Consider the following 23,789-nt stretch of genomic DNA (forward strand, 5'->3'; position numbering starts at 1 on the left):
CTATTAGCGATACAGCACAATAATATCTGCGCTGTGCTCAGCCCCTTTTACAATTCCCTGCTGCCAGCGAGAATTCAGACACTCATTTCTGGCCCAATAATTCTCTTCCATTGCCTTACAAACAGCCCAGTAATCCGGTGGATTCCGATGGATCAGGTGGGTATAACGGCGCAGGTTATCCCAGGTCTTATGACCACTACGAATGGCCACCTCCGGAATACTCATTTTCTGTTCAAAGAAGCGGGAAATGCCCTCATGGCGGAAAGAGTGAAACCGCAACTCCGGGAATCCCAGCGCCTTGGTTCGCTCTGAAAATTTGGTTGATATCGACTGCGCCTTGTAAGGAAAAATCCCAGCAATTCCCGCAAAAAATAGAAAAATGAAGATTTTCCCTTAATTGTTTTATTGATTTTTTAGACACAACCAGAACCATCAGAAAAAAACTGATCAATAGGTTAATTTAAATACACTGAAGAAAATGGTTTTTTATTGGTAATTATGCCGTATCAGGGAATAAACTCCGGATGCTTATCATTTTTCGTTTTGGCTGTTCACCAGGTTTAACTTGCTTGCCTTTTGCTTTTGGTTCAGGTGCTCCCTGCAATATCAGCCCCTTCATGAATAACGCCCAAGAACTAACCACGAAAATCTCAAAGAAATTTCTCTGTTTCTCCCAAAGCGTCTTTTTCCGTTTGTTAGCCGTCAGCGCTTCATTAAACAAGGGGCAGGAAAGTTCGACAATTTGATCAATCAGAAAGGCAAGAAACATCAGACAGGCAAGATTGCTTGACAGATTATCTTCACCATGACCAAAGTTGTGTTCCAGACTGTAACCCAAATTCTTCAGTGTATTAAACGTTTCATTTTCAATTAACCACCTTGCGCGTCCTCCTCGCATGATTTTCATGCAACACATATGGTTGTGAATTGGCAGATTGGTTACCCAGCTATTGAAGTATTTTACTTTCCCATCCGGATCCGTTTCCACATAGTCCACGTAATTGACTATAAAGTCAGGGTGTGACTTATTTAGTGGAGCACCATTTACGTAGCGAAACGAGTGCCGATGCCCCCGTTTGTCCGTATAAGTGAATCGCCGAACTTGGCCTTTCCGGTCCAGATCATCAATGCTTTCCAGCAATGCCTTATGATCCGTGTCCTTGGCAACAGCGATAAAATGGTGACCATAAGACCGGATGAGTTTAAGGGTTGGTCCCTTGGAATAGAGACCATCTAAACCCAGCACCAGTTTAAGGTGATAGTGTTCCCTGGCAAGGTCTTCCAGGATGCGTTCAAGGGCACGCACTTCGCAGTCATTTTTGGAAGCATCTTTTTGTTGGGTAATCGGTTCAGGCATTAATGGAATAACCGTTTTCAATCCTGGCTTTACAAGACAGATTGTTGATAACTGATGATAGTAAATGGTTGTTTTTTTAGGGTTGTCAGCGTTTTTTGTGCAACAGTTTTTACAGCTGATGGACTTTGACGTAAAGGTTTGTGTTCCATCAATGGGAGCCAGGTAGCCCTCTTTAAAATACTGGAACTGTTTCAATTTCCCACGCCGCTGACAATAAGCAAGACAGGCGAGAAACAGTGGACGAATATGTTTTGTCTGAACGAGGTCAATAGTTGATCTCAGGTAGGTATCACAAGGTATGTGTTCAACGTGATACAAACTCTTGGCATTTTCTTTAATTGTTGGCTGGTCTCGTTTGTCATCGCAGGTCAGTAATGATGCATTTTTATTATGAAAAACACCAAGGCCATACATAAAAAAATCGGCAATGGAAATATTTGATGAACGCCCTTTTTGTGAGCGAGGGTCAGGAATCTCTTGAACTTTTTCAAAAACAATATCAATGAGGTCAGAGGTAACCGAATGATTATGAGAGGAAGGCATATGACACTGTGTTGGTATTTTGCCAAAAATATCCTCTATTCTAGACTGCGTAGCTGAAATTGTCCCGCAAGCTTCCAACCCTTGGTAGCAAAGGGATTTTAGTTATTGCGGGAATTACTGGAAAAATCCGGTCTTCACCTTTAATCCTGGGCTGCATGGCAATGATCTCTAGACAGACCGGGCACAGTGGCACTTTCTGGTGATTGCCGTATTTCTTCTTGGGGTCTTTCCTGTCCCGGATAATGACCTCGCCGTTTTCCACATCCAGGTCGCTGTAGCGAATATTGCAAATCTCCCCTTCCCTAAATGCACTGTATATGCTGAATAACATCAGATGGTGGTAAGGTACTTTTGCCCTTGGGTTGTTGTACCCCTCCAGAAACTCTTTATAAAGCAGATACAGCTGATGCTCTGTTGGGCGCGTATCGTCTTCTTTCGACTTGCCCGCCAGCTTCAGCTTCCAAAGCTCTTTCATCAGATCATCGGTAATAAACCGTCTGAAATACAGGCCAACCCGTTTTTGAAAATCCAAAGCACGACGCAACACAGATACATAAAGATGGTTGGTGGCAGGCGTTACTTTTTCTAATCGCTCATCCAGAAGATCAATCAACATATCTCCAGTAATTTCTTTTGAGCGTTTCTCAGTTAACCAGCATTTTTGCCAGAATTTGATGGCCTGCATATCCCGATAACTGATTCGGCTCTTTTTCGGAGGCGATTCCATTTTCCGGCAATACGCTTCCAGATACTGATTCAAAGTAATATCGCCTGACCTGGATTTAGCAGACTCATATCGAAGGCTGTCCTGCTCGGCATTTAACGACTGTTCCTGCATTTCTTCTTCAACGGCTTTTGCCCAGGCTCTGCCTGATGCTTTATCTGGGAAAGTCAGGCTCTCCGTAGCGGAAAAGTGTTTCTTGCGAACAGTCACCACATAACGATAAACATTACCGCTTTTCCGCTTCCTTTTTTGGCAGGAAATAGTCATACAACAATATCCCTATGTATCAAATTATTATTTTCAGGTTGCAATTTAGGTTACAAATAACGTCTTTATATGATACTAAATGATACTTAATCGTTATAAAAGGGATATTTAAAGACGACAAGAATCAATAAGTTACATAATATACAACTACTGACTCATGATATGTGGTACGAATTTCATTCGGACAATTTTGACAATGAAATCAATGAGTAAGACTGATTGAAAATTTTTTAGGTTACAATTTGATTGTAACCTGAGCCTCAAAAACGGTACCAAACCGTACCTTTGCTGCAATTTGTGGTGAATGTTATACGGGAAAATGGTGCCGTTTTTTTGTATCTTTTTGGTACAGCTTGGTTTTCCCACAACCATCGAATAAACTCCCACCTCAACCACTGCATAAGAAGTGCTTTCAAACCATGAAAACCCGCGACCTGCTCAAACTGCCTGACCTCAAACTGGCCCAGGCCATCAGCACCATGAAAGGCAAGGAATGCGAGAAACACGCCAGGAACTACACCAAAATTCTGGGCATAGAATTTGAAAAAGCGATTATGCACGCCACCCACGCCGCCATGTTCAGCCAGAGTGACGAACCGGTCAAACTGCGCACCTATAAAGCCATAGTGGATCTGGTGGATAGCGATACTGAATACGGCGAAAGGGAAGCAGCGATTCTTGCTGCCCTGCTGTTAGCCCATATCAGTAAGAAAATGAATCGGGTGCAGTCACTTGTTTCTCAAACGCAACCATTCACCATGTTGTGAAATTCAAACACTAACTATGAGTTCAAAGAAACCACCCTATACGCCACTGCAAGGCCACTACCTGTCGTTTATTTACTACTACACGAAGATCAACGGCATGCCACCAGCAGAAAAGGATTTGCAGCGGTATTTTCAGGTTACCCCACCCACCGTGCATCAAATGGTGGTGAAACTGCACCAGCTTGGCCTGATTAGTCGGGTACCTGGACAAGCCCGGACAATGAAGGTGGAGCTACCTGTTGAAGAGTTGCCCTTTCTTGTTTAAATAATCCGTTGGTTGCGAAATTAGCTCAGAACCTGTTCATACCCAAAGTGGACAGCTTTTCCCTTTCCCTTCGCAAATGCACGACTACCACCAAACACCTTACCTGCGTACAATGACTGATTACCCAAAACTCCACCTCTGAGCTATCTGGTCCCATGCTTCCCAAAGTCAATAAAAGACGGCGGTAAAATCCACGGGCGGTAGCGTCGATTCATATCATCTTCTGTAAAGCTCCCTATGGCGATTAAAAAATCTGAACTGTACTCATCTCTCTGGGCCAGCTGCGACGAGCTGCGGGGCGGGATGGATGCCAGCCAGTACAAAGACTATGTGCTGGTGATGCTCTTTGTGAAATATATCAGCGATAAATTTGTCGGTCAGTTCAGCCCGCCGGTGAAAATCCCGAAAGGTGCCACCTTTGCGGATATGGTTGCCCTGAAAGGCAAGCCTACCATAGGCGACGACATCAATAAGAAAATCATCATTCCCTTGCGTGATGCCAACAAACTCACCGGGATGCCGGACTTTAACGATCCGGACAAACTCGGCAGCGGCAAAGAGATGGTGGAAAAACTCACCAACCTGATCGCTATTTTTGAAAGCAAAGACCTGGACTTCAGTAAGAACCGGGCCGATGGCGACGATATTCTTGGCGATGCCTATGAATACCTGATGCGTCACTTTGCCTCCGAAAGTGGCAAGAGCAAAGGGCAGTTTTATACGCCGGCGGAAGTGAGCCGCATACTCGCCAAAGTGATCGATATTGAGAAAATCGATAGCCGTGGCTATTCCGTGTACGACCCGACCTGTGGTTCCGGCTCATTACTCCTGAAAGTGGCGGACGAAGCCGGTGAACACGTTTCCCTCTACGGCCAGGAGAAAGATGCCACCACCAGCGGCCTGGCGCGGATGAACATGATTCTGCACAACAACCCCACCGCACAAATTCGCCAGGGCAACACCCTGGCCAACCCGCTGTTTACCGATGGTGACAGCCTGAAAACCTTCGACTTCGTGGTGGCCAATCCGCCGTTCAGCGATAAACGCTGGGGCAGTGGTGTGGATGCGGAAGAGGACCCGCACTACCGTTTCCAGAGCTACGGCGTGCCACCGGCCAAGAACGGCGATTACGCTTACCTGCTGCATATTATCCGCAGCCTGAAAAGCCATGGTAAAGGTGCCTGTATTCTGCCTCATGGTGTGTTGTTCCGGGGTAATGCCGAGGCAACGATTCGTCAGTCCCTGGTGGAACGGGGTTATATCAAAGGCATTATCGGGCTGCCTGCCAACCTGTTTTATGGCACCGGCATTCCGGCCTGTGTGATTGTCATTGATAAAGAAGGCGCATCGGCACGCAAAGGCATCTTTATGGTGGATGCCGGTAAAGGCTTTATCAAAGATGGCAATAAGAACCGTCTGCGGGAGATGGATATCCATAAAATTGTCGATGTGTTCAACAGGCAGATCGCCATAGACGGTTACAGTCGTATGGTGAGCTACGATGAAATCCGCAAAAACGAATTCAACCTCAATATCCCCCGATACATAGATAGCTCCGTGGCGGAAGATATTCAGGATATCGATGCTCATCTCCACGGCGATATTCCCAAGGTAGATATTGATGCCCTGCACCACTACTGGCAGGTATTCCCGACCCTGAAAACCACGCTGTTTGCCACTGCTGCCCGCTCGGCAGATTACTACTCGCTCCAGGTCAGTACCGAAGCGCTGAAGCCAATCATCTACCAACATACGGAATTTGTCGCTTATATCAAAGCGATGAACCAGGTATTCAGTGGTTGGAAAACCGCCACCCAAACCTACCTGAAGCAGCAGGATGACGGTTGCAAACCCAAGGCGATGATTGAGGAGATCAGCGAATCACTGCTGAGCGCCTACACCGGCAAACCGCTGCTGGACAAGTACGATGTTTACCAGCACCTGATGAACTATTGGGCAGATACCATGCAGGACGATTGCTACCTGATCTCTGCCGATGGTTGGGAAGCGAAAATCTATCAAATCATCGAGGTTAAAAAAGGCAAAGAAGTGATTAAAGGCTGGACCTGCGACCTGATTCCCAAATACCTGGTGATTAACCGTTACTTTGCTGAAGAGCAAGCTGCCATTGATCAGCTGATTGCCCATAAAGAGCAGCTGGAAAGCCAACTGGAAACCTTGCAGGAAGAGCACAGCGGCGAAGATGGGGCATTAAACGACGTTGGCAGTAAAGCCGAGGCTACTGCGGTACTGATGGAGTATCAGGAGTTGGCGTGGGCAGCGCTGGATGCCGCTACACACCAGGAATACACCGTGCTGCAAAAGCGGCTGGAAACCACCATTGACGATTTTAATGAGCTGAAAAACGACAGCTTTCTGGATGCCCTGAAAAACAGCAAAGGCACCATCACCGCCAAAGCGGTGAAGGATCGCCTGAAGCGCACGGAGGATCGTGAGGAGACAGATATTCTCAATGAGTTCCTGACCACCGAAGCCACTATCAAAGAATGGCGCAAAACCTGTCGGTTGCTCTGGTCGGATGCCCTGACGCTGATTGACCGAACGACACGTCCCAACAACGAAGACCGGGACAATCTGAAAGAGATTGTGGTGCTGAACCGCTATCTGGAATTGCTGGACGATATCGCCACAGAAAAAAGGGCGATCAAACATGAAGAGCTGGAACTGGATAAAGCCCTGTATGAGCACTACCCGGCGCTGACAGAAGACGAGATCAAACAGCTGGTGGTGGACGACAAATGGCTAATGACCATTGACCGGGATGTGCATACCGAGATGGATCGCATCAGCCAGCGGCTGACCCAGCGGATTAAAGAGCTGGCGGATCGCTATGAAACTTCGTTGCCGCAATTTAACCAGCGAGTGGTGCGGCTGGAACAGGCGGTGGGTAAACATCTGGTGAAGATGGGGTTTGTATGGAACTGAAGGCGGGGTATAAGCAGACTGAGGTTGGAGTGATTCCAGAGGACTGGTCAGCAATATCACTTGGTAATCTTGCACAAATTCAGCGCGGAGCTTCTCCTCGCCCTATCGATAGCCCAGTTTGGTTTGATGAAAACTCCAAAACTGGTTGGTTGAGAATTTCTGATGTATCAAAGTCTAACAAGTATTTAAAAAACACTGTACAAAGTCTTTCCGATAAGGGAATCGCTAATAGCCGTTTTGTTCCTTCCAGAAGCTTGGTAATGAGTATCTGTGCCACGGTTGGTCGACCAATCATTACTCTTAAAGATGTTTGTATCCACGATGGGTTTGTGGTTTTTGGCAACTTAAAAACCGATATGGACTTCCTATATTATGTGTTAACAGACCTCGAGAAAGATTGGTCAAAGCATGGTCAAACTGGCTCCCAGATGAACCTGAATACGGGATTAATAAACTCCACAAAAATCCCGCTGCCACCAACCAAAGCCGAGCAAGAAGCCATTGCCAAAGCCCTTAGCGATATGGATACCCTAATCCAGTCGCTGGAGCAGCAGATCATCAAAAAGCAGCAGATTAAGCAAGGGGCTATGCAGTCGCTTTTAAACCCTTACGATAAGAGCGGAAAACTAAAATCAGGGTGGATAAAAACAACGCTTGGTCGTATAGGTATCTTTTCCAAAGGGAGCGGTGTTACTAAAGAGCAAGCCCTTTCAGGTAACATACCATGTGTTCGATATGGTGAGTTATACACGAGACATAATAATGTTATCACTTCATTTCAGTCTTATATCTCGGCGAGTGTTTCAGACTCTGCTGTCAAACTGAAACAAGGTGATATCCTATTCGCTGGTTCTGGCGAAACAAAAGAGGATATTGGTAAATGTGCCGCATTTGTTATGAACCTTGATGCTTATGCAGGTGGCGATATTGTCATAATGAGACCTAATATCGGTCAAGATCCCACTTTTCTCGGATACTTTCTGAACACTGAGCCTGTCAGAAGGCAGAAATCTTCTAAAGGCCAAGGTGATGCTGTTGTCCATATCAGTGCTAATGCACTGTCTGCTATAGAAGTCACAATCCCTGATACACAGGAAGAACAGGCTGAAATAGGCCGAGTTTTTAATGCTATGTCCACAGAAATCGCAGACCTACAAACAAAACTTGTGAAGCACCAAAAACTCAAACAAGGCATGATGCAAAACCTGCTCACCGGCACCGTCCGCCTCGTTTAACCAACCCTTACCCCCTTCAACCACCGGCAGCACACTATCCACACCCTGCCGGTACTTCCCCCTATTTTCAAGGAGAACGCCATGGCTGGCTCCGGTACTGTGACCAAACCCGAACGGGCCACCCAAAACCGGGTGGTGAAAACCCTGTTTCAGGATCAACTGGGTTATCACTATCTGGACGACTGGGAAGACCGCCCCAATAACAGCAATGTGGAAGAAACCCGGTTAACAGGCTTTCTGGCGGGCAAAGGCTACACCAGCGCAGCCATCAGCCGGGCGGTCACCCAACTGCAAGCCGCCGCCAGCGAACAGAGCAAAAGCCTCTACCAAAGCAATAAGGCTTTTTATGAGCTGCTCCGTTTCGGCGTCAAGGTAAAAACGGACGCAGGCAATCTTACCGAAACCGTCCAGGTGATTGACTGGCACAACCCCGAAGACAACGACTTTGCCATTGCCGAAGAGGTCACCGTCTTTGGTGAACGGGAAAAACGCCCGGATGTGGTGCTCTACGTCAACGGGATTGCCGTGGCGGTGCTGGAGCTGAAAAACAGCCGTGAATCCGTGGGCAAAGCCATACGACAGAGCAATACCAATCAGCGGGACGATTTTATCCGCTCCTTTTTCAATACCGTCCAGTTTGTCTTTGCCGGTAACGATTCGGAGGGTTTGAAATACGGCACCATCCTGACGCCGGAAAAATTCTTCCTGACCTGGAAAGAGGACGAGGCGGACAACAGCGGTTACAAGCTGGATAAATACCTGGGCAAACTGTGTGAAAAACAGCGGCTTATTGAGCTGCTGTACGACTTTGTGCTGTTTGATGGTGGCATCAAAAAGCTGCCACGGGTGCATCAATACTTTGGGGTGAAAGCGGCACAGGAACATATCCGTCGGCGGGAAGGCGGGATTATCTGGCACACCCAGGGCAGTGGCAAAAGTATCACCATGGTGTTGCTGGCCAAGTGGATTCTGGAGAACAAGCCCGATGCCCGGGTGCTGGTGATTACCGACCGGGTGGAGCTGAACGACCAGATTGAGCGGGTGTTTACCGATGCCGGTGAAACCATCGCCACCACCAGTAGTGGCCGTGATCTGATGGCCCAGCTTGGCCAGGCCAGGCCCCGGCTGATCTGCTCGCTGGTGCATAAGTTCGGTCGCCGGGAGGTGGATGACCTGGATGCCTATATCAAAGAACTGGGCAAGCAAGAGCGTCATGCGGTGGGGGATATCTACGTGTTTGTGGATGAGTGCCATCGCACCCAGAGTGGCAGTTTGCACCGGCTGATGAAGGCGATTCTGCCCGGTGCGCTGTTTATCGGCTTTACCGGCACGCCGTTGCTGAAAAAGGATAAAGCCACCAGCCTTGAGGTGTTTGGCAAATACATTCACACCTATAAGTTCAACGAGGCTGTGGAAGATGGCGTGGTGCTGGATTTGGTCTATGAGGCCCGGGATATTGACCAGCGGATTCAATCTCAGGACAAGGTTGATGCCTGGTTTGATGCTAAAACCCGGGGTCTGAATGATTTCCAGAAAGCCGAGCTGAAAAAGAAATGGGGTACGATGCAGAATGTATACAGCGCGAAAAATCGAATGCGCATCGTGGTGAATGATATTCTGCTGGATTTTAGTACCAAGCAACGACTCAGCTCACAAGCCGGTAATGCGATTCTGGTGGCATCCAGTATTTATGAGGCGTGTAAGTATTATCAGCTGTTTCAGGAGCATGATTTAAGAGGTAAGTGTGCGGTAGTTACCTCCTATAACCCGCAAACCAAAGATATAGCCACAGAAGGCACCGGCAATAATACCGAGACGGATAAAGAGTTTGTCTTCCGGGTGTATGAGCAGCTGCTTAAGGATATAAAACCGGATGCGGGCAAGACCAGGACCGAAACCTACGAATCCAGGGTAAAGGCGCTGTTCACCAAAGAACCGGCCAATATGAAGCTGCTGATTGTGGTGGATAAGCTGCTGACCGGTTTTGATGCGCCCAGCTGTACGTATCTTTATATTGATAAATCCATGCAGGATCACGGGCTGTTTCAGGCGATCTGCCGGGTGAACCGACTGGATACGGAAGATAAGATCAACGGCTATATCATTGACTACAAAGACCTGTTTAATAAGGTGGGCAAGGCGGTTGCCGTTTATACCAGTGAGCTGGATTACGACGACTTTAAGGAAGAGGATTGTGAGATTCTGCTCAAGCAGCGGCTGGAAGAAGGTCGGGAGCGGCTGGACAATGCCCTGGAAGCCATCGAGATGCTGTGTGAGCCGGTGCCGCCGCCCAGGGGGGATCTGGAGTTTATCCATTACTTCTGTGGTAATAGCGAGATGGCGGCAGACCTCAAGGCAAAAGAACCTTTGCGGGCTGCGCTCTATAAATCGACGGTGGCGCTGATCCGGGCTTATGCCAATATTGCCGATGAACTGGTGGCTGCGGGTTATACCGCTGAGCGGATTGAGCATATTAAAGAGCGGCTGGATTTTTATGTGAAGCTGCGGGAGCTGATTCGCCGTTCCAGCAATGAGGTGATTGACCTTAAAGCCTATGAAGCGGATATGCGTCACCTGATTGATACTTATATTCAGGCGGATGATTCGGTGGAGATTTCCCCGTTCAAGGATACGCCGCTGATTGACGTGATTGTGCGAAGTGGCATGGCCGAGGCGATCCGGACAGAACTGGGGCGGATGAAGGGCAATCAGCGGGCGGTGTCGGAAGCTATTGAGAATAATGTTCGCAGCCGCATTATCGAGAGCCAGCTGAATGACCCGGCCTATTTTGACAAGATGTCTACACTGCTTGATGAGCTGATTCGCCAGCGCAAGCAGAATGCCATTGAATACGAAAAGTATCTGCAGGAAATTGCCGAGCTGGCGAACAAAGTCGTGACCGGGCAAAAGGATGATATGCCTGCGGCGCTGGACACTCCGGCCAAGCGTATGCTCTACAATAACCTGGGTGAAGATGAGGCGCTGGTGTTACAGGTCGATGCCGCCGTTAGAGCTAATCTGATGGATGACTGGCGTGGGGATGAGGCCAAGGAGAGCTATATACTCAATGCGCTCTATGAGATTCTGCAAGATGAGGATGAAACGTTTCGTGTTTTCAATCTTATCTCTAATCAGCCAGAGTATTTATGAGGAGCCTGAATGCCCGAAATGACGTTAGGGGGTATTGATATTGAGGTGGTGCAAAAGAATATCAAGAATGTTCACCTGAGCGTTCTGCCACCGGAAGGTCAGGTTCGGGTTTCTGCACCGCTGCATATCGATCAGGCGACCTTGCGGGCCTATATCATCACCAAACTGCCCTGGATCAGAAAGCAGCAGCAGAAACTGCAAGCCCAGGTGCGGGAAACGCCACGGGATATGGTGGGTGGTGAAAGCCATTATTTTAACGGGCAACGTTATCTATTAGAGATTGTCGAACGCGATTCGCCGCCGGGGGTGGATTTAGGCCACCATACGATCACGCTGTCTGTGCGCCCCGGCACAGACCCGGATAAGCGACTGGCGATTTTGCGGGAATGGTACCGGGCAAAGCTGAAGGAGCGGCTGCCGCCGATTATTGAACACTACGAAAAACTGATGGGTGTGAAGGTTGCCGAGTTTGGGGTTAAGCAGATGAAAACCAAATGGGGTACCTGTAACCCTGCTGCGGGCCGGATTTGGGTGAATCTGGAATTGGCGAAAAAACCGGCATCGTGTCTGGAATATATTGTGGTGCATGAGATGGTGCATTTGCTGGAGCCTTCCCACAACAAGCGGTTTAAATCGTTGATGGAGCAATATATGCCGAACTGGCGGGGTTGTCGGGATGAGTTGAATAGTTTGCCGGTGCGGTATGAGGATTGGGGGTATTGATGTCTCTGGCCTGTTATGTCATGGCCGGTAGAAGTCTTGTTTATTATGTCGAAAATTGAAAATCCGGTGCCCCGCGCGATACCTTCCAAAGTAAATTAAAGCAGGTTTGGAGATATGGCGCTGATGTTAAAAAAACGGAAGATCATACTCGTATTATTAAAACCCTTGAAAATATCTGTAACTGGATAAAGGTGCAGCGTTAATGAATCTCTATAGCTGGCTGGATGCCGAACGACTGCTGGCATCCAATACTCAGAATTTTACCTATTTCCCAGAGGGTATCGCGGATATCCGCGCTTACAGTGAAGCGATTGAAATAGACCTTGTCGGTGATAATCAAACCATTGCCCTTGATTTTATAAAAAACGTATTTGGCAATAACTGGCAGGCTGATGAACATAAGATAGAGCTGGCTTATGGCCCACAAAGCTCGATGGATGTTGAAATCATCACGCAGTGTGAAGAACAGGGCGAACGTCACCCAAGACCGCTTTGGAAAGATCTTGGTTATGAGGCCGCAACACAAGTACTGCCCAAAACCCCTGAACCTTTCGAGGGTCAGTGCAAAGTCGCAGCCTTTCACTCCTTTAAAGGCGGCGTGGGCCGTACCACTTCCTTGTTGACATGGTTCAAGGCGCTTCAGGTGAATTTCCACCGTGACAGCAAGCATAAGAGATTAAAAGTATTGCTTGTCGATGCTGATCTTGAGGCACCGGGGCTGACGTATTTGTTCAAGGACAGCGATAAGCCGGATGTTTCATGGATTCAATTTTTGGAAGCCAGTCACTATCCGGCGGTTGATGAGTCAGAAATGGTAGCCTCCTTCGCTAAAGAGCTTGATCGCTACACGAAAAGCGAAGCCGGGTTTGAGTACTGCTTGCTTCCTGCGTTTTCGAGCACCAGTGAATCGGGCATGGCTCAACTAATGAACATTTCTGTACGACCAGAACACCTGGCCCGATCTTATGAACAACCCTGGCGTTGTACCGATATGCTGCAAAAGCTGGGTAACTCCAGGCAGATATCATCCTGATTGACCTGAGAGCCGGACTCAGTGAACTTTCCAGCCCGCTGCTGTTTGACCCAAGAGTTGAACGTTTCGTGGTGACTACGCTGGCTGAGCAAGCGATTATGGGTACGGAATTTATTTTGAATCGCCTGACTTCCCTGGCGAATAATCAAGAGTGGCAAAAACAGTTTGGTGAAAAGACCTTAGACCCTCGCGTCATCACAACCTTTATCAATAAAGAGTTCAAAAAAACGGATCAATACAAAGTTGGTCTTGAGCGGTTGAACGCCGCTTATATGCCTGATAAATACGCTGAAGATAACACTAATGCCATCGACGGCCTTGAGATTATTGAAGGTGAGTTCAGCTCTCAACTCTTAAATCTGGGAACACTGGACAGTGCACTTTCGGTCATAGAAAATGCCAGCCCTTTGCTCAATGAAGGGCTTAACTGGGCCAGAGACTTCTTTAATTCTGAGAACCAGAAACCAACTCAAAAAACTGATGCCTACGCTTGTGGGGGAGAAGATAGTCCGGCAAACAAACTTTACGAATTAAGCGCCCAGCTGGTTTATGCCGAGCAGGGTAAAACGGATAAATTGCTGTTAACGACACCTCTGCGCAACCTTGCACAGCGACACGCCAGCAGCTTGCCGCAGATTGTTTCGATTGGTGCCAAAGGTTCCGGTAAAACATTTAACTACATTCAGCTATGTCGGCGTGGAAACTGGAAGAAATTTCTGGAAGAAGCAGAAATCAATGTTGATCGAAATCAGTCCTCTCGGTTAACAAGCACGTTTATTCTGCCCTTTACTCATTCAAAAAATACGGTCGATGATGCTGAAGATGCAATAAGTCAAGCTCGACTTTCTTTCTACAAAAAAGCAGGTGCACAAGACTCATTTAAACAGAGCAAGTTCATACGCATTAAAGATGCTGCCTTGCGAAACCCGACAACAGACTGGCTGGCATTTTGGGAAAAAAATATTATCGACCTTCATAACCTGGGAGGTCAGATCACTGATTTTGAAGCCTTGAACGAGGAGATGAAAAAACAGGAACTCCAGACCATTGTCGTTATTGATGGTATCGAAGATCTATTCCCGGAGGTCGGAGACTCTGAACAAGAAGCACTGGCTGTAAAAAATCTGCTTGAACTGCCCAACCGGTTACGTGAAATACGCAATTGCGCTATCGGTATTGTCATCTTTATTCGTGAAGATTATGTGGAAGCGGTCACGGCACAGAATCTTGGCCAATTTGTCGAACGTTATGAACCTTACCAGCTGCAATGGGATGCGGATGCGTTTCTACGACTGGTTTACTGGACTTGCGGGCAGGCTGGTTTAACGTTTGCACAAGACCCCGTTGCCAATCTGACAACCCGTGAAATATCGGTAAAACTCCATGTATTGTGGGGTTTGAAACTAGGTAGCCCTTCATCCCGGGAGGCTTACTCTGTGCGCTGGGTTTATGCAGCGTTGTGTGATCTGAAGGGACGTTTACAGGCAAGGGACGTTGTCCGCTTTTTAAAATATGCCAGTAAAAAAACTCGTGATTCAAGCAGCGTAAGCCAATTGACGGATCGCGTTTTAATGCCTCAGGCTATGCGCAATGCTATGAATGAATGCAGTTTGGAAAAAGTTGAGGAAGCGAAAAAGGAACTGGCGGTTTTAGGTGATTGGATTAAAAAATTGGCTAATATTGAGCCTGATAAGAAAACAATTCCATTTTCGGCGAAAGCTATTGACGCCAGCATGGAACAGCTTGAGAAATTGATCGAGTATGGAATTGTCTATGAAGATAAAAAAATTACTGAACCCCATCGTTACTATCTGCCAGAGTCTTATCGACAAGGGTTGGGATTCACCATGTCTAAAGGTGGTCGGCCCAAAGTTCAGGCTATGCTGAAGGACTCTCTGGGCAAAATTCCGGTTGATCCATGAAGAATCAGGGATAGTCAACACCCTTCTATGCTGTAGTGCTCTATCAAATCTCTACTACCTGCTGCGCCAAGTCTGGCGCAGTCCCCATTATCTCTCCATCCTGAATAAACGCCTTCACACCAACGTTCACAAACTCCACCTTAACTACTAATCACCGAACCATCCCGAAAACCCGGGTCGCGAACCGGGGTCGGGTCTTGATTCTTGATCTGATCGTCTTACACTTTCGCTTCGTACTGCGCCAAATTTGGCGCAGCTCCTTTTATTTCCCTCCCTGAACAAAAGCCTTTAGACTAACTCCCACTGACTCCCCTTTCACGGTAATAATCGAACCATCCTGAGGATCTGCCTGACTGGTGCCATTACCGTTATTGGCGGTGATGCCAGCCAAAACTTCCACTCCTCCAAGTATCAATGCCTTGAACTGCTGCAGGATATTTATGTAGTTGACAGATTCTCCAAAACCCTTGCCAATCAATAATGATCAAGCCGGTAAAGCTCCATGAGAAGCTATCAATATCCAGGCTAATTTCCATTGAGGGTAATTCTATCGGTGTCCGGGCAGGCAAAACGACAGTGGTAATTATGTTCATTAGCAGATAACTCTCCCTGATCTCTGGCTGTTCCGGCTCCGGCTTTTCCACAATAACCGGGTCTGTCTCGCCGCCATAGTTGCCGGTAACGCTCTCATCCTTGGCTTTCTGGCCGAAGCCCCACGGCAGGATAACCGGCTGATCCTCGGCTCTGTTTTTCTGGAAGGCAAAGCGCCGCTTGCTATCCCTTGGCTGAATAACCTTGGCATCAACTGATCGTCCCATTCGGAAATAAACAGCAGGTGTGGTTTCGGGCGGATAGGGAATGCCAGCAAAGCGGAAGTTAAGGAGGCTCGGTATCAGGTAGCCAAGCTTCTCTATCTGATGAGCAGGACTGAACTCATCCACTCGCCGGAAACTGCTGATCTGGTTGCTGTCTCTTACTAAAGTTCGGTTCCAGAGAATACGATCTTTCTCATCCTTTGCCTGAATGGAATGATCCCATCGCTGTGACTTATGACCATCTATGTTAACAGCCTGCTGCCAACGCCCGTCAGCTGTCGCCTATTTTTCCAGGCTGTCGCTATGACTAAAACTGACCTGAACTTCCTTTTTAGCCACTGCCCCCCAAAACAGCCCAAAAGGTGAGGCTTCTACAGACCTTGCCTGCCGACTACTTTGTGACCGGGAAGAGCTGATAGGCCGGTGGAATAAACCGCCGCTCTTTGCTGCTGTCGGCCAACGGCTTTTTTCCAGTTACCCTGATAAAACCGGATAACTGAAGGTGGCGGAACAAAGGCATATCTTGCTATCGGATAAAAGCCAAAGTCAGCACCCGGCTTATATGCATCAAGACCGAAAGCGAAATCAACCGGAGCTGTAATTACATAAGCCATAAATTATTGATTTGGGATAATAGTAGGATTAACCGGCCCATGGGCTAGTGGTCGACTGAATGGCTTTGCCTTGAACTTTGCAGTGCCTACACTTTAGTTCTGATTAATACATTATTTAAAAATACTTCAAAATAATTTTTGTCTTCAGACAAAGAGAATCGCTTCCTGAATTCCCACTTGAGAAACGGGCTATTTCAGGATTATAAGAATTAGTTGCATATAAATGATGCTCATTGCCTGAAAAATCCTGCTCAGAAATAAGAGAATCTAAATCTAATACACTTTGCTCAGGAGGCTCAAAAGTATACAGGCTCGTGGGATGAGTATGATCCAAGACATATTGCTTAAAGTTTTTCACTGCCATCAGTCAGCATCCCCCCGGATCTGTAGCGTAAAGTCGTCGTTTGTTTCGGTGCCCTGACCGGAAAGCACCGTCCGGCAAATCCAAACTGGCGCAAGGCACCCATCGGTATTAAAACGGATAGCGTTGCCTGTTGACCAGCCGCTGCCCCAACCATCGGCTTTCATCGTGAAATAAGGCACTCCCGCCTCCGGGTTAATGGGTGCGGTATCCGTTGTTGTGCTGCCGGTTGATATGATCCCGAGCTTTTCCTCAACAATCTGGAAGGAAGTCGTGCTGGTGAAGATAATCGCCCACTTGCCATAAATAGCCCCCTTGTTGGTCGCTTCTACCGGGTAGTTGATGGTGTTGTATTGGGCAGTTGTCTGGTCTCTAACCCGGTCATCCGTCCAGTTTGGATCGCCGCTATCCCATACCTTCTGGCTGAAAAAGTTTTTCACTCTGGCCTGAAGATCGCCATAGACCACCGCACTGCTGACCGAGGTTTCGCCTGCGGGCAAATCCCATGGCACCGGGGAGATAATGGACAGGTCACCGTTGATCTTCACATCGCTCAATACGCTCATGTGCTCCACCCGATCCTTGATGCTATAGGGTGCCGATAGCGGGCTACTGTCAGCATCAATCAGGCTCAACGGCTCGGCAAAGGTCACGGTTCCTGCCTCCCGGTCACTGGTATACTGGTCAGGAGACAAATACTTACCATTAGCATCAATAATGGTAATGTCTGCCTGATGATCTCGGGTAAGGTTTACCACTTGGCCTGCCGTTGGTGTACCAATATCGGTGGTTGCCGAATGACTTATAACCACAATATCCCCGGCTCGATAGATGGGAACCTTGCCATCGGGAGGCAAACGTACCGGGTCAAGGCCGATCAGTTCAGCATCGAGCGGCAGGCTGGTTTCCACCACGCAGTTGTAACGAACGCTTTGCGGGATGACGTAGATTGGCTTCTTTTCAGGAGAGTTTCCATCAGTAAACTCAATCTCGCACCAGCCAGTCGTAACGTCGATGTTTCCTGCCACCTCTGAAGTTTTGAAGTCGCCATTAAAGTCAGCTGTCGCAGTAATGACATCCCCGGTATCCACCCGCACTGCCGTTAGCTGCAAGCTGCCCTGTCGAACAGGAGCACCGGGAGTACGGAAAGCCACGGCATTTATGCCAAAGCCGACCCCGATGGTGGCCGCTGCCTGAATGGTGGCCGTATTGACGGTGCCAGATGGGTAGCTGGCCAGTGTCGCCAGCCCGCCGCTGTAATCGACCCTGCCAACCTGAACACCGGCATTGGTTTCTGTGCTCAGGTTTTTATAGAGAGAGCCATCCCGGTCAAAGTAGGTTTCACCATTCCATTGAAAAACCACGCTGCCGGGGAGCAAAACGGTATTGTCCATCAAGGGCAGCAGATCAATGGTCAACTCTGGCGAGGTAATATTCTCGTTATAAGGCGCATGACTTAAGCCGCTGGCCTGTGCAATGGCCGTAATGGTATTGCCAGTAAAGGTCTGAACTTTGGGTACATTGGTGACCTCGACCTCCCTGATACGACCATTGCCACCATGAGTTCTTACCCGCCATTCTGGATAGTTGTAATTCTCCAATGCCAGAATAGTGAACGCCCCGGTCTGGTAATCAATGCTGCCGGTTACTCCCCGCCAGCCACCCGATGTATCATCGCTGATCTGTTTGGCAACGTTTCTGGTGGACTGGTAGGTTGTCCAATCATCTTCAAATCTTGCGCCGTTGGGTACGTTGGACAGCTGCTTAACCAGAAATTGCAGCTGGATAGAACCGGGCAATAAAGGCGCTCCGGGTATGGTGCCGCTCATTACGCCCAGATCATCCACCGTAACAATGACCTCGCCACCAGCACTGGTGCCTTCTTCATAAGTCAGCTGTATTTCGGTTCCGCTGTCAGGCAGGTTGTCCAGTTTAAAACTCAGCTCGCCGGGAGCGTAATGAATAGCGCCGCTGCCATCGCCCGTCAGCAGGCCATTGCCCTGATCGGTCAGGGTTTTGTTCCCCCCGGATGAAATATACGTCACAGTCATGGAACCGGGCTTGATACCGGGCTTCTGAACAGTATGCCGGAAGGTCATATCATCCACCGGCACCGAGCCGGTTCTGATCGTCACCTCATCATCATTCTGAGCCACATAGCTGAGAACAATGGCACTGTCTGGATCGGGCAAAGCATCGAGGGTAATTGCCGCCGAGCCGGTTGCAAAGAGGATGGTGCCAGTTCCAGAACCAGTCATCTGTCCATTACCGGAATCCCGGATATCCTGCCATTTGCCGAGGGCGATATAGCTGACCACCAGCGTCCCCGGCCTTGGCTTGGCCTCGGCCATATTCAGGGTGTAGTTGAAGCCCCGGTTCTGGTTTGTGATTGGGATAGCACCACTGATCGCTGAGCCCGTCATTCCCACCGCTGGCTGATAAGTCGCATTACCGGAGGCCGAAAGAACTCCGCTTACTCGCCAGACGTTTACTTCCCCAAGGTCATAATCCACGGTCATCTTGGTGTAATTGTTGGTGCCGCTTTTATGGATCAGATTGCCTGTGCCGTTATCTTCAAAGGTGCCGCCATCCACCGAAAGGGTCAGGGTTCCGGGCAAAAATCCCCGCTGCAGATAGGTGCGGCTCTGGGTGCCAGTGATATGAACAAAGCGACAACTGACTGATCGGTTACTGGCCGAAGTCGCCACCACGGTCTTGCCGGTATAGCCGCCATATTGATCCAGTAATGGGCTTTCGACCTTGGCACTCGGCACCAAAGGCGCATAAACACTCTCAGCCTTTACCTTAAGGTCACCTGCGGTAATATTGGCACTCATAGACTGGATGCCATAGTAACGGCTGGTATCGGCTATCTGCGTTTCCTGAATGCGGCTGGTTTCTTCCTCTGGCTCCCCCGGCACTGGTGGCGCTCCGACAAAGGTCGTCACCAAAGGAGCGCTGATCTCCATTTCCACTTTCCGCCGGGTAAAATCTATATACTCCTGCCCGTTGTTATAGGTAAAAGACTCAACGGAATAATCAACGGCAGTAATACGGATGAACTGGCTGACTGTCTCATCTGGCGTTGTCAGCTTATAGACCTCGCCAATTTCAGGAACCGCCGATTCCTCTCGCTGATAGCCGACAACGGATCGCTGCCCTTCCAGCTGATCGCCCACCAGCTCCCACGATGCCTTAAGGCCCGGAACCACATAACTCTCGATCCGGTCTCTGGCATCGAGGCGCTCGTCAGTTTGGCTGTCGGTATTGAATAACAAGACAGAAACATTCTGATCCTTGGGAGGCTCAGTCAGGATCAAATGGCCTCCAAGGTAAATGTCATTGTTGTCGGTGCTGATCCCGATAAACGCCTTACGCAAAGCCACATCACCAATGGTTCGGTCAATCCGGGAAATGTCCTGAAAGAGATTATTAACGTTGCCATCAATGACCTCGTTACCGGTCACTCGACCGCCACCGTCTTCTTCATCGGTGAGGCGCTGACTTTCGAAGAGTTTTACGTCACTATTAGTAATCGCCATAGCAAATCCTTATGCTTGGTTGACATAAATAAATGTGAATGAGTGGCGAAAGGGAGGAACTTTTATAAGAAAGCGTGGTCTTAATCTGTAATTCGATAGTTCAATAATTCAATGAATCTAATCAATCAACTTCCTTCATTCGATGCTTCTTTTTCTTATCTTTGTTCCAGTGCATTAGGCTTGGTAGATCAAGAACAGCAATTTGGTACAACCGAACAGCAGCCTATTTATCAGGGCATACCAGTTCAAGCGCTGACCCCCATTTCTATCTACAATAGCGGACCAGATACATATCAAAATGAAGCTAATCATTCTAACTCATTGATTAAATACCACATTGAATCTCTAACAAACTTCGATTCAGAAAACGCTTCTGAAACAGGTATTCAAGAGATACCACAATCTATTCTTGATAAATATGTTCCTTACCAGAATGATTATGAACACGTTAAAAATCCATTATTACTAACACCAGGTACTCCCTTTCAGCAGATAATATCGTGGGACGAGCTTGAAATTAGAGAGCAAACAACAGCGAGTCATACAAGCTCAGGTTTACAGTTAACTAATCTTCCTGCCGGAATTCATAGTTCACAAGATTTACGGCCAGTTGCTGTCGTTAATCCGTTATGCATGCACCAAGCGACAAGTGATAACCAAACAACCCAGGCAGAAGTTAATGTTGATAGCAGTTCTTCACTTGCCGAGCGCAAAAGAGAGCGCCAAAGGGAGCCTCGCAAAGATCCCGCTTACCTCAAGCGCCAAAGGGAACTCAAAAGGGAGCTTCGCAAAGATCCCGCTTACGCCGAGCGCGAAAGGGAGCGCAAAAGGAAGCGCTACCAGACAGATCCCACTTACGCCGAGCGCGAAAGGCAGCGCAAAAGGGAGCGCAAAAGGGAGCTTCGCAAAGATCCTGCTTACTTAGAGCGCGAAAGGGAGCGCAAAAGGGAGCGCTACCAGACAGATCCCGCTTACGCCGAGCGCGAAAGGGAGCGTAAAAAGCAGCATCGTCAGTCAGTCAATTCAGCTAAAAACTCCGGTGATTTACCACTGACTTCTAATTTAACTGAAACGACCCAGAGTTCCAGTAAAAATTCAGAAGGTACTGCCCCCCACTTTTCAGTCGTCAAGCTGAAGGAATATTTACAGTCCCGATCGCCCCCACTCAGCCTTAGTGAACGGTTAGCAATCGAAGGGTAAGAAGGTATTGGTCGCTATCGTCCGGGTAGGCAAACGGCATAAGCTGTTGTGCCTCAATGGGAGCCCCGTTTGACCGATCAAAGATAACGGAAAACTCCCTGTTATCTGGGAGCCTCAACGTCATTGTTTTACTAACCGCCTTGGAGAGAGCAAAGAGGCTCTTGACCGTCAGCCGGGAAACCCAACCGGCCTCGCCATTACCAGAAAGAACAATAGAACGGCCATGAACTAACTGGCCTTCCTGTACCAATAAAGCCCCGGCCAGGCTGCGTCGGTGGTTTGCTCTACCGGGTTCCATTCAAATTCATTGATCCAGAGCAGATCATCTGGAAGAGTAATGGTATCCAGTTGCATCAGACCGTCCTCATACCTGCATTTTTCAGGGCATCCAGCAGTTTGGTTTCATCCCCCGGTGTTACCCCAACATTCACATCGCCCCCCGGATATTCGAGCCGGATAATACGCTGCGGGGTTTGTAAACGGTGCGTGGGGTAGATAAGTCTGCGCTCCCCTGGCAGTCTTTAAGAGCTTGCGTTCTCTCATTATTAGCTTGCCTCCTCCGGCTCACCGGGAACGGGAGATGCCCCAATAAATTTCGTCACCAAAGGTGCGCTAATCTGCATTTCCAACTTTCGCCGGGTAAAATCGATATACTACGCTCCAGCGAAATAGGTAAAAATCTCAGTGGAATAATCAACGGCTGTAATACGGATGAACTGACTGACTGTCTCATATAGCGTTGTCAGCTAATAGACCTCGCCAATTTCAGACACCGCCCATTCCTCCCGCTGATAGCCGACAACGGCACCCTGCCCTTCCAGCTGATCGCCCACCAGCTCCCATGATGCCTTAATGCCCGGAACCAAATAACTCTCGATCCGGTCTCTGGCATCGAGGCGCTCATCGGTTTGGCTGTCAGTATTGAATGACAAGACAGAAACATTCTGATAGCCATAGCAATTCCTTATGCTTGGTTGACATAAATAAATGGTGAATGAGTGGCGAAAGGTAGGAACTTTTATAAGAAAGCGTGGTCTTAATCTGTAATTCAATAGTTCAATAATTCAATGGATCAAATCAATCAACATCCTTCATTCGATGCTTCTTTTTCTTATCTATTTTCCAGCTCATTAGGTTTAGTAGATCAAGAACAGCAATTTAGTACCACCGAACAGCAGCCTATCTATCAAGGCATACCAGTTCAAGTGCAGAACCCTATTCCTATTTACAATTGCGGACCAGATATATATCAAAATGAAGCCAATCATTCTAATTCATTGATTCAATATAATATTGAATCTCTAACAAACTTCGATTCAGAAAACGCTTCTGGAACAGATATTCCAGAGATAGCACAATCTATTCTTAATGAATATGTCTCTTACCAGCCTAATGATGAATCCGTCAAGAATACATTATTACTAACACCAGGCACTCCCTTTCAGGAGCAAATATCGTGGGACGAGCTTGAAATTAGAGAGCAAACAACAGCGAATCATACAAGCTCAGGTTTACAGTTAACTAATCTTCCTGCCGGAATTCATAGCTCACAAGATTTACGGCCAGTTGCTGTCGTTAATCCGTTATGCATACACCAAACTACAAGTGATAATCAAACAACCCGGGCAGAAGTTAATGTTGAGGGCGGTTCTTCACTTGCCGAGCGCAAAAGAGAGCGCAAAAGAGAGCGCAAAAGGGAGCGCCAAAGGGAGCGCAAAAGGGAGCTTCGCAAAGATCCCGCTTACGCCGCGCGCGAAAGGGAACGCGAAAGGGAGCGCAAAAGGGAGCGCTACCAGACAGATTCCGCTTACGCCAAGCGCCAAAGGGAGCGCTACCAGACAGACCCCGCTTACGTCGAGCGCGAAAGGGAACGCCAAAGGGAGCGCTACCAGGCAGATCCCGCTTACGCCGAGGGACAAAAGATCTATATAAAGACCTACCAAAGAATCAAAATACAAACCTCCAACAAGAAAGAAGCTAAAGAGCAAGCTGTGATCGCAAGAGAGCGGTATCTTCAGTCAGTCAATTCAGCTAAAAACTCAGGTGATTTACCACTGACTTCTAATTTAGCTAAAGCGACCCAGAGTTCCAGTAAAAATTTAGAAGGTGCTGCCCCCCGCTTTTCAGTCGTCAAGCTGAAGGAATATTTACAGTCCCGATCGATCCCTCTCGGCCTTAGTGAACGGTCAGCAATCGAAGAAAGAGATTATTGATGTTTCCATCAATGACCTCGCTGCCAGTAAGCCGACCGCCACCGTCTTCTCCTTATGCTTGGTTGATATAAATAAATGGTGAACGAGTGGCGAAAGGGAGGAACTTTTATAA

Annotated in this window: 20 protein-coding genes; 10 read left to right on the plus strand and 10 right to left on the minus strand. The window is 48.1% G+C overall.

Annotated elements, in window-relative coordinates:
* Window positions 1–3: 3 nt before the first annotated feature.
* The 3 genes from ACO6UX_RS05270 to ACO6UX_RS05280 all read right to left on the minus strand — a co-directional run bounded on the left by ACO6UX_RS05270 (window position 4) and on the right by ACO6UX_RS05280 (window position 2,891).
* On the minus strand, window positions 4–387 hold the full coding sequence (locus tag ACO6UX_RS05270; RefSeq protein WP_422446149.1) for a tyrosine-type recombinase/integrase: 384 nt from the start codon (window positions 385–387) through the stop codon (window positions 4–6).
* 109 nt (window positions 388–496) lie between these two features.
* Complete coding sequence (locus tag ACO6UX_RS05275) at window positions 497–1,900, minus strand: hypothetical protein (protein ID WP_422445517.1); 1,404 nt, start codon at window positions 1,898–1,900, stop codon at window positions 497–499.
* 40 nt (window positions 1,901–1,940) lie between these two features.
* Entirely contained in the window at window positions 1,941–2,891 is a 951-nt protein-coding gene (locus ACO6UX_RS05280) for a hypothetical protein (protein WP_422445519.1), read from the minus strand.
* A gap of 419 nt (window positions 2,892–3,310) precedes the next feature.
* Here ACO6UX_RS05280 and ACO6UX_RS05285 point away from each other — a divergent pair, with 419 nt between their 5' ends.
* The 8 genes from ACO6UX_RS05285 to ACO6UX_RS05320 all read left to right on the plus strand — a co-directional run bounded on the left by ACO6UX_RS05285 (window position 3,311) and on the right by ACO6UX_RS05320 (window position 14,932).
* Window positions 3,311–3,658 carry a hypothetical protein gene (locus ACO6UX_RS05285; RefSeq protein ID WP_422445521.1) on the plus strand — a complete coding sequence of 116 codons (348 nt, stop codon included), beginning with the start codon at window positions 3,311–3,313 and terminating at the stop codon, window positions 3,656–3,658.
* A 16-nt stretch (window positions 3,659–3,674) separates the two neighbouring features.
* A complete protein-coding gene (locus ACO6UX_RS05290) occupies window positions 3,675–3,923 on the plus strand; it encodes a LexA family protein (RefSeq protein ID WP_422445523.1) in 249 nt (82 codons plus the stop codon).
* 237 nt (window positions 3,924–4,160) lie between these two features.
* Entirely contained in the window at window positions 4,161–6,869 is a 2,709-nt protein-coding gene (locus tag ACO6UX_RS05295; protein WP_422445525.1) for a type I restriction-modification system subunit M, read from the plus strand.
* Window positions 6,860–8,104 carry a restriction endonuclease subunit S gene (locus ACO6UX_RS05300; RefSeq protein WP_422445527.1) on the plus strand — a complete coding sequence of 415 codons (1,245 nt, stop codon included), beginning with the start codon at window positions 6,860–6,862 and terminating at the stop codon, window positions 8,102–8,104. Before ACO6UX_RS05295 ends, ACO6UX_RS05300 begins: the two co-directional genes overlap by 10 nt.
* A gap of 81 nt (window positions 8,105–8,185) precedes the next feature.
* The gene (locus ACO6UX_RS05305; RefSeq protein WP_422445529.1) at window positions 8,186–11,254 is read left to right on the plus strand and encodes a type I restriction endonuclease subunit R; all 3,069 of its coding nucleotides are present in this window, start codon (window positions 8,186–8,188) and stop codon (window positions 11,252–11,254) included.
* A gap of 9 nt (window positions 11,255–11,263) precedes the next feature.
* Entirely contained in the window at window positions 11,264–11,977 is a 714-nt protein-coding gene (locus ACO6UX_RS05310; RefSeq protein ID WP_422445531.1) for a M48 family metallopeptidase, read from the plus strand.
* A 202-nt stretch (window positions 11,978–12,179) separates the two neighbouring features.
* Complete coding sequence (locus ACO6UX_RS05315; RefSeq protein WP_422445533.1) at window positions 12,180–13,010, plus strand: hypothetical protein; 831 nt, start codon at window positions 12,180–12,182, stop codon at window positions 13,008–13,010.
* A 98-nt stretch (window positions 13,011–13,108) separates the two neighbouring features.
* On the plus strand, window positions 13,109–14,932 hold the full coding sequence (locus ACO6UX_RS05320; RefSeq protein WP_422445535.1) for a hypothetical protein: 1,824 nt from the start codon (window positions 13,109–13,111) through the stop codon (window positions 14,930–14,932).
* Window positions 14,933–15,194: 262 nt separating this feature from the next.
* Here ACO6UX_RS05320 and ACO6UX_RS05325 read toward each other — a convergent pair whose 3' ends face one another.
* The 5 genes from ACO6UX_RS05325 to ACO6UX_RS05345 all read right to left on the minus strand — a co-directional run bounded on the left by ACO6UX_RS05325 (window position 15,195) and on the right by ACO6UX_RS05345 (window position 20,264).
* Window positions 15,195–15,323, minus strand: a complete 129-nt coding sequence (locus ACO6UX_RS05325) for a hypothetical protein (protein ID WP_422445537.1) — start codon at window positions 15,321–15,323, stop codon at window positions 15,195–15,197.
* A complete protein-coding gene (locus ACO6UX_RS05330) occupies window positions 15,301–15,873 on the minus strand; it encodes a hypothetical protein (protein ID WP_422445539.1) in 573 nt (190 codons plus the stop codon). The genes ACO6UX_RS05325 and ACO6UX_RS05330 overlap by 23 nt, the downstream gene beginning before the upstream one ends.
* Window positions 15,874–16,118: 245 nt before the next feature.
* Complete coding sequence (locus tag ACO6UX_RS05335) at window positions 16,119–16,361, minus strand: hypothetical protein (protein ID WP_422445541.1); 243 nt, start codon at window positions 16,359–16,361, stop codon at window positions 16,119–16,121.
* Window positions 16,362–16,476: 115 nt separating this feature from the next.
* Window positions 16,477–16,725, minus strand: a complete 249-nt coding sequence (locus tag ACO6UX_RS05340) for a hypothetical protein (protein WP_422445543.1) — start codon at window positions 16,723–16,725, stop codon at window positions 16,477–16,479.
* The gene (locus tag ACO6UX_RS05345) at window positions 16,725–20,264 is read right to left on the minus strand and encodes a hypothetical protein (RefSeq protein ID WP_422445545.1); all 3,540 of its coding nucleotides are present in this window, start codon (window positions 20,262–20,264) and stop codon (window positions 16,725–16,727) included. Before ACO6UX_RS05345 ends, ACO6UX_RS05340 begins: the two co-directional genes overlap by 1 nt.
* Window positions 20,265–20,375: 111 nt before the next feature.
* Here ACO6UX_RS05345 and ACO6UX_RS05350 point away from each other — a divergent pair, with 111 nt between their 5' ends.
* On the plus strand, window positions 20,376–21,464 hold the full coding sequence (locus ACO6UX_RS05350) for a hypothetical protein (RefSeq protein WP_422445547.1): 1,089 nt from the start codon (window positions 20,376–20,378) through the stop codon (window positions 21,462–21,464).
* Here the strand turns inward: ACO6UX_RS05350 and ACO6UX_RS05355 are convergent.
* Both ACO6UX_RS05355 and ACO6UX_RS05360 read right to left on the minus strand, forming a co-directional pair.
* Complete coding sequence (locus ACO6UX_RS05355; RefSeq protein WP_422445549.1) at window positions 21,436–21,762, minus strand: hypothetical protein; 327 nt, start codon at window positions 21,760–21,762, stop codon at window positions 21,436–21,438. The two genes, ACO6UX_RS05350 and ACO6UX_RS05355, sit on opposite strands and share 29 nt — an antisense overlap.
* 448 nt (window positions 21,763–22,210) lie before the next feature.
* Window positions 22,211–22,396 (minus strand): hypothetical protein, encoded by a 186-nt coding sequence (locus tag ACO6UX_RS05360; RefSeq protein ID WP_422445551.1) that lies wholly within the window; start codon window positions 22,394–22,396, stop codon window positions 22,211–22,213.
* A 135-nt stretch (window positions 22,397–22,531) separates the two neighbouring features.
* Here ACO6UX_RS05360 and ACO6UX_RS05365 point away from each other — a divergent pair, with 135 nt between their 5' ends.
* On the plus strand, window positions 22,532–23,677 hold the full coding sequence (locus tag ACO6UX_RS05365; protein ID WP_422445553.1) for a hypothetical protein: 1,146 nt from the start codon (window positions 22,532–22,534) through the stop codon (window positions 23,675–23,677).
* Window positions 23,678–23,789 lie beyond the last annotated feature (112 nt).

Source organism: Endozoicomonas sp. ALB091 (assembly GCF_049310265.1).
Classification (GTDB): domain Bacteria; phylum Pseudomonadota; class Gammaproteobacteria; order Pseudomonadales; family Endozoicomonadaceae; genus Endozoicomonas.